The organism is Vibrio sp. Vb1755 (genome assembly GCF_033338635.1).
GTDB classification, from domain to species: Bacteria; Pseudomonadota; Gammaproteobacteria; order Enterobacterales; family Vibrionaceae; genus Vibrio; species Vibrio alginolyticus.
Genome location: NZ_JAWOTA010000299.1, coordinates 1 through 1,117 on the forward strand (window position 1 = coordinate 1; position 1,117 = coordinate 1,117).

The window sequence follows — 1,117 nt, forward strand, 5'->3', positions numbered from 1 at the left end:
GAAGCCCGTCTAGCTATCGCTCTTGCGCAGGAAGGTGGCATTGGCTTTATCCACAAGAACATGTCTATTGAGCAGCAGGCGGCAGAAGTTCGTAAAGTTAAGAAGTTCGAAGCTGGTGTGGTAACAGACCCTGTGACTGTGAATCCTGATGCAACCATCGCCGATGTAGTCGCTCTGACTGAAAAGCACGGTTTTGCAGGTTTCCCTGTAGTAACAGAGCACAACGAGCTAGTGGGTATCATCACTGGTCGTGACGTACGCTTTGTGACTGACCTATCTAAGAAAGTGTCTGCGGTAATGACGCCTAAAGAGCGTCTAGCTTCTGTAAAAGAAGGTGCAACTCGTGAAGAAGTTCAAGAGAAAATGCACGAAGCACGCGTTGAAAAAGTACTGGTAGTGAACGATGAGTTCAAACTAACCGGTATGATCACTGCTAAAGACTTCCATAAAGCAGAACGTAAACCAAACGCATGTAAAGATGAGCGCGGTCGTCTACGTGTTGGCGCAGCTGTTGGTGCTGGTGCGGGTAACGAAGAACGTGTTGCTGCACTTGTAGAAGCAGGCGTTGACGTACTACTTATCGACTCTTCTCACGGTCATTCAGAAGGCGTTCTACAACGTATTCGTGACACTCGTGCTGCGTACCCAGATCTAGACATTATCGGCGGTAACGTCGCAACAGGTGCTGGCGCGAAAGCACTGATCGAAGCTGGCGTGAGCGCAGTGAAAGTCGGTATTGGCCCTGGTTCTATCTGTACGACTCGCATCGTAACGGGTGTTGGTGTTCCTCAAATCACAGCAATCGCTGACGCGGCTGAAGTGGCTAACGAATACGGCATCCCAGTAATTGCTGACGGCGGTATCCGTTTCTCTGGTGATATCTGTAAAGCAATCGTAGCAGGCGCATCATGTGTGATGGTTGGTTCTATGTTCGCAGGTACAGAAGAAGCGCCGGGCGAAGTGATTCTTTACAACGGCCGTTCTTACAAAGCTTACCGTGGTATGGGTTCTCTTGGCGCGATGTCTCAAGGTTCTTCTGACCGTTACTTCCAGTCTGATAACGCAGCAGACAAGCTTGTACCAGAAGGCATTGAAGGTCGTATCGCATACAAAGGCC

Annotated in this window: 1 protein-coding gene; it reads left to right on the forward strand. The window is 49.7% G+C overall.

What is annotated here, in order from left to right:
* Positions 1 to 1,117: IMP dehydrogenase (gene guaB, locus R7E00_RS24700; protein ID WP_318124849.1), on the forward strand; the 1,117-nt coding region annotated here is incomplete at both ends.